The organism is uncultured Parabacteroides sp. (genome assembly GCF_947855115.1).
In the GTDB taxonomy this organism is placed as follows: domain Bacteria; phylum Bacteroidota; class Bacteroidia; order Bacteroidales; family Tannerellaceae; genus Parabacteroides.
This window is the reverse complement of the sequence record NZ_CANTZW010000059.1, coordinates 1-4,958: the sequence shown is the minus strand read 5'-3', so window position 1 is coordinate 4,958 and position 4,958 is coordinate 1. Positions and strand designations below refer to the sequence as shown.

Sequence of the window (4,958 nt, the reverse complement as noted above, 5' to 3'; positions counted from 1 at the left end):
GCTTTCTTACGCTTGCTCTCTACACCCGTGAACACCCCTTTAAAAAGATGGGGGACATAAGGAGCGTCTCCCTCCTCCACCGCTCGATTATAAACACAACGAATACGACGCATATAGGTAGATACCGTATTGCGGGCACACTCACGTTTCAATAAATAGACCTGGTAACTCAAGAGCGTATCCTTATTAATATAGGTATAAGGAATCACCTTCAAACCACAAAAACGCAAGAACGAGTTCAATGCGTCTTGATAACTCTTCGCCGAGGAATGATGCCCTTCCCGACGCAACTTAGACATATATGCTAACATGCCTGCCACAAAATCATTCTTTTCCATTTCTCCCTGTTTTTCGAATTCACAAATTAAACCTCCAAAAATATCACTACATTTGTGTTCGCTAAAAAAAGGAGTAATATTAAAATGATTGATCAACCTACCATAGACCGGATACTGGATGCGGCGAACATCGTAGATGTTGTCTCTGAATTCGTGACTCTTCGGAAACGGGGTGTCAACTATGTAGGATTATGCCCGTTCCACTCGGACAAGTCTCCGTCTTTTTATGTATCCCCCTCGAAAAACATCTGCAAATGCTTCGCTTGCGGAGAAGGAGGAACCGCTGTCCACTTCATCATGAAACACGAGCAACTCAGTTACTTCGACGCTTTGCGTTTCCTGGCGAAAAAATACAACATCGAGATACAAGAGCGGGAACTTACCGAGAAAGAAAAACAAATCCGTAGTGACCGGGAAAGCATGCTTATCGTCAATAATTGGGCAGGACAATATTTCTCTTCCTTATTGCACGAGCATATAGAAGGGAGAAGCATAGGCATGCGTTATTTCGCCGAACGAGGATTACGTGAAGACATCATCCGTAAGTTCCAGCTCGGATATAGCCTGGACCAGCGGGACGCATTATACAAAGCCGCAACAAAAGCAGGCTATAAAAAGGAATTCCTCGAGAAAACAGGGCTGGTTATCACTTATGACAACGGCAATGTGAACGACCGTTTCCGGGGCCGTGTAATCTTCCCCGTCCACACGTTAAGCGGGAAGATAGTAGCCTTCGGTGGACGCGTGCTGAAAAAAGACGAGAAGACCGCGAAATACGTAAACTCTCCCGAAAGCGAGATTTATCACAAAAGCAACGAGCTATACGGAATTTATTTCGCCAAGCAAGCGATCATGAAACAAGACCGTTGTTTCTTGGTGGAAGGATATATGGACGTGATCGGCATGCATCAAGTGGGTGTGGAGAACGTGGTAGCCTCCTCGGGTACGGCCCTCACGCAAGGGCAAATCCGGCTCATACGCCGCTTCACGAATAATATCACGGTATTATATGATGGAGACGCCGCTGGAATCAAAGCGGCTCTCCGGGGTATCGATATGTTATTAGAGGAAGGGATGAACGTCAAAGTCGTGCTCCTTCCCGCCGGAGAAGACCCGGATTCATTCGCCCGTAGCCATAGCGCAAGCGAGTTCGCCGAGTTCATCAGCCAAAACGAGACGGATTTCATCCGCTTCAAGACAAAGTTACTATTGGAGGAAGCGGACAGCGACCCGATCAAACGCTCTGCCTTGATCTCGGATATCATCCGCACGGTGGCGATCATTCCTGATAATATCGCCCGTTCCGTATATATCCGGGAATGCAGTACGACCATGGAGATAGACGAGCAAGTCTTACTCAACGAGGTCAACAAGATACGCTTAAGCAAGGAAGAAAACCTAACGGCTAAATCGGTGAAGAAGACAACGCTCCCTTCACCCCCTGCCGAAACAGTTCCCGTATACCCGGATTTCCCCGGTTTTCAGCCTTATACGCAGGAAGAGATCAACGCCCTTCCTCCGGAAAATATCCCACCTCCACCGCCAGAGGATTACATTCCGGAAGAGGAAGCGGGCCCGCCCCCGACACCTCCATACGAGGTTCCGACTGTATCCAACACACAAGTCCAAACGAAACGTTCCCCTTTCGAGGCTTACGAGCTAGCTCTTTTACGCTATATCGTACGATATGGCGAACGTGTCCTTTACGACTACATAGACGAGGAGACAAACGAGCATGTCATCATGCGGGTAGCCGATTATATCCGTTTCGACCTGGAACGCGACGACCTTACGTTTTATACCCCCTCCTTCAAACAAATGCTGGACGAGGCCGCCGAGCATTGCAAGGACGAAGGTTTTATAGCTAACCGTTATTTTCTAGCCCACCCAGATCCGAACATAAGCCGGCTTGCCGCTAACCTTATCAGCGATAAGTACCAGCTTAGTAAATATCATACGAAGTTCAGGGAGCTAGAACAGGAAGAAGATAAGCTGGATTACTTAGTCCCCCGAGAAATCTACTCCTTGAAAGATGCCTATATCCTCTATAAAATAAAGGATATCCAAACGAAAATCAAAGAGGCTCAAAACAAAGGGGACATGGAACAAATCTTTGATTTAATGAAACAACACGCCCACCTGAACGAGATCAAGAGCGTACTCTGCAAAGAACTGGGCGAACGTATCGTATTAAAAATGTAATAAAAACATCTATGAATTTTCTTGAGACAGAAGACGTGGTCAAACAGTATGCCGGACATTTGGCCTTAAATAAAGTAAGTATCCAGGTTCCTCAAGGAACGATCTTTGGATTACTGGGGCCTAACGGGGCCGGCAAGACGACCCTGATCCGGATCATCAACCGGATAACGGCTCCAGATAGCGGAATCATCCGCTTCAACGGCCATGAATCCTGCCCGGAAGATATTTACCAGATCGGTTATTTGCCGGAAGAAAGAGGTCTATATAAAAAGATGAAAGTCGGGGAACAAGCAATCTACCTCGGGCAACTAAAAGGCCTCTCTTACTCGGAAGCACGCAAGCGCTTGATTCATTGGTTCGAGAAATTCGACATCATGCCTTGGTGGAATCGTAAACTGGAAGAGTTATCGAAAGGTATGCAACAAAAAGTACAGTTCATCATCACCGTGATACATGAACCCGAGCTATTGATCTTCGACGAGCCTTTTAGCGGATTCGATCCAGTCAACGCAGATCGTCTTAAACAGGAGATATTGGAGTTGAAAGCGGCTGGGCATACCATTATATTCTCCACCCATAACATGTCTTCCGTGGAAGAGATTTGTGATGAAATAACCCTTATCAATCGTTCCCAAGTGGTTCTATCGGGCAACGTGAAAGAGGTAAGGGAACGCTTCAAGAACAACACCTATATATTAAATGTACGTAGGGAAACGGGGGAAATCGAAGAACTACGAGTCCGCAAAGAAGACCCCATCAGCAACTCGGAATGGCTGACGAAACTCGCCTCCCAATATGAGATACTTTCTTTCACGGAAGAGATCCCCTCCATGAATGACATTTTTATCAACACCGTTTCCGGTACAAACACACCAAAGGCATGAGCAAAATAGGATTAATCATCAAACGGGAATATCTCCGGAGAGTAAGTAAAAAGTCATTTATCCTGCTCACGTTCCTCACGCCGTTTCTATTCGCGGCGCTCGTATTCGTCCCTCTTTGGCTTTCATCCATCAAAGGAGATGAGGTACATACCATCGCTATCCTCGACTCCACCGGTAAATACGCCCCTCTGTTTGAGGATACGGAGACTTATCGTTTCATCAATAGCGACCAAAGCATGGATACCTACAGGCAAATCCCAGACAAGGAGATATTCGCGTTCCTTGCGATCACGGAAGATTTATTGGAAAACCCGAAAGCCGCCACTTTATATTCCAAGAAACAAATCCCGGGAGAATTGAGCCGGCTCGTCAATATGACATTAAAGAAGCAGATCGAAAGTGACAAACTGGCAACGTTCAATATCCCGAATTTAAAAGAAATCATAAAAGAAAGCAAAATAAATTTCAATATACAGACCATCAAATGGGGAGATGACGGAAGCGAAAAACAATCCTCGTCCGTAGTAGCCTCCATCACCGGTGTTATTTTCACCATGCTTATCTATATGTTCATCCTAATTTATGGAGGAATGGTCATGCAAGGGGTTATGGAAGAAAAGACAAACCGGATCATCGAGATCATGATCTCGTCCGTCAAGCCTTTCGACTTGATGATGGGTAAGATTATAGGAATCGGTTTTGTCGGGCTTACGCAAGTATTCCTTTGGGCGGTCATGACCTTTATACTCATCACCGGGGGAACATTCTTTTTGGGAGGAGGTACGGAAAGCGAGATCTTGCGGTCAAGCATGGCACTTAACACAGCCCCTAACATAACGGCTATCGCTGTCCAACAGTCGGGAAATGAATGGATAGAGACGCTAAACACGATCAACTTTACCGAGATAGGCATCTTGTTTATCGTTTATTTCATAGGCGGCTACCTATTATATTCTTCTTTATTCGCCGCTATCGGATCAGCCGTAGACGGCCAAGAAGACACGCAACAATTCATGCTACCAGTCACGCTCCTTTTGGTTTTCGCCCTCTACGCGGGAATCTATAGCATGGAAAACCCCGACGGACCATTAGCTTTCTGGTGCTCCATGATCCCATTCACCTCTCCAATCGTCATGATGGTCCGTGTTCCATTCGACGTGCCTTTGTGGGAAATACTACTTTCCATCGGATTTTTGTATATATCATCCATCGGTTTCACTTGGCTTTCCGCCAAAATATACCGTGTAGGCATTCTCATGTATGGTAAGAAGCCCAGTATAAAGGAGATGCTCAAATGGCTTCGTTACAAATAAAAACACGATATCCATAACGCAAAAAGCCTCGCTACTCTTATCGAATAACGAGGCTTTTTTGTGTTGTTCTACCTGGATTCGAACCAGGACAAACAGGACCAGAATCTGTTGTGCTACCATTACACCATAGAACAATCTCCACAAAATCGTCAAAACAAACTTTAAATGTTGTTCTACCTGGATTCGAACCAGGACAAACAGGACCAGAATCTGTTGTGCTA

4 protein-coding genes and 1 tRNA gene are annotated in these 4,958 nt (G+C 45.8%); 3 read left to right on the top strand and 2 right to left on the bottom strand.

Features of this window, described 5'->3' with window-relative positions:
- On the bottom strand, window positions 1-338 hold a 338-nt coding region (locus Q0110_RS18210; protein WP_297909918.1), incomplete at its 3' end, for a phage integrase SAM-like domain-containing protein.
- Between the two features lie 84 nt (window positions 339-422).
- Here Q0110_RS18210 and dnaG point away from each other — a divergent pair.
- Genes dnaG through Q0110_RS18195 form a run of 3 tightly spaced genes read left to right on the top strand, consistent with a single transcriptional unit; the run spans window position 423 to window position 4,737 of the window.
- On the top strand, window positions 423-2,540 hold the full coding sequence (gene dnaG / locus Q0110_RS18205) for a DNA primase (protein ID WP_297909915.1): 2,118 nt from the start codon (window positions 423-425) through the stop codon (window positions 2,538-2,540).
- Window positions 2,541-2,551: 11 nt separating this feature from the next.
- On the top strand, window positions 2,552-3,424 hold the full coding sequence (locus Q0110_RS18200) for an ABC transporter ATP-binding protein (protein WP_297909912.1): 873 nt from the start codon (window positions 2,552-2,554) through the stop codon (window positions 3,422-3,424).
- Complete coding sequence (locus Q0110_RS18195; RefSeq protein ID WP_297909909.1) at window positions 3,421-4,737, top strand: ABC transporter permease; 1,317 nt, start codon at window positions 3,421-3,423, stop codon at window positions 4,735-4,737. The genes Q0110_RS18200 and Q0110_RS18195 overlap by 4 nt, the downstream gene beginning before the upstream one ends.
- 63 nt (window positions 4,738-4,800) lie before the next feature.
- On the opposite strand, the gene Q0110_RS18190 is transcribed toward Q0110_RS18195, so the two are convergent.
- Window positions 4,801-4,871, bottom strand: a tRNA-Gln gene (locus Q0110_RS18190).
- Window positions 4,872-4,958: the final 87 nt, after the last annotated feature.

Bases quoted from the DNA above. Each gene is read 5' to 3' on its own strand.
- Q0110_RS18200 (WP_297909912.1), top strand. From the start codon at position 2,552: ATGAATTTTCTTGAGACAGAAGACGTGGTCAAACAGTATGCCGGACAT.
- dnaG (WP_297909915.1), top strand. From the start codon at position 423: ATGATTGATCAACCTACCATAGACCGGATACTGGATGCGGCGAACATC.
- Q0110_RS18195 (WP_297909909.1), top strand. From the start codon at position 3,421: ATGAGCAAAATAGGATTAATCATCAAACGGGAATATCTCCGGAGAGTA.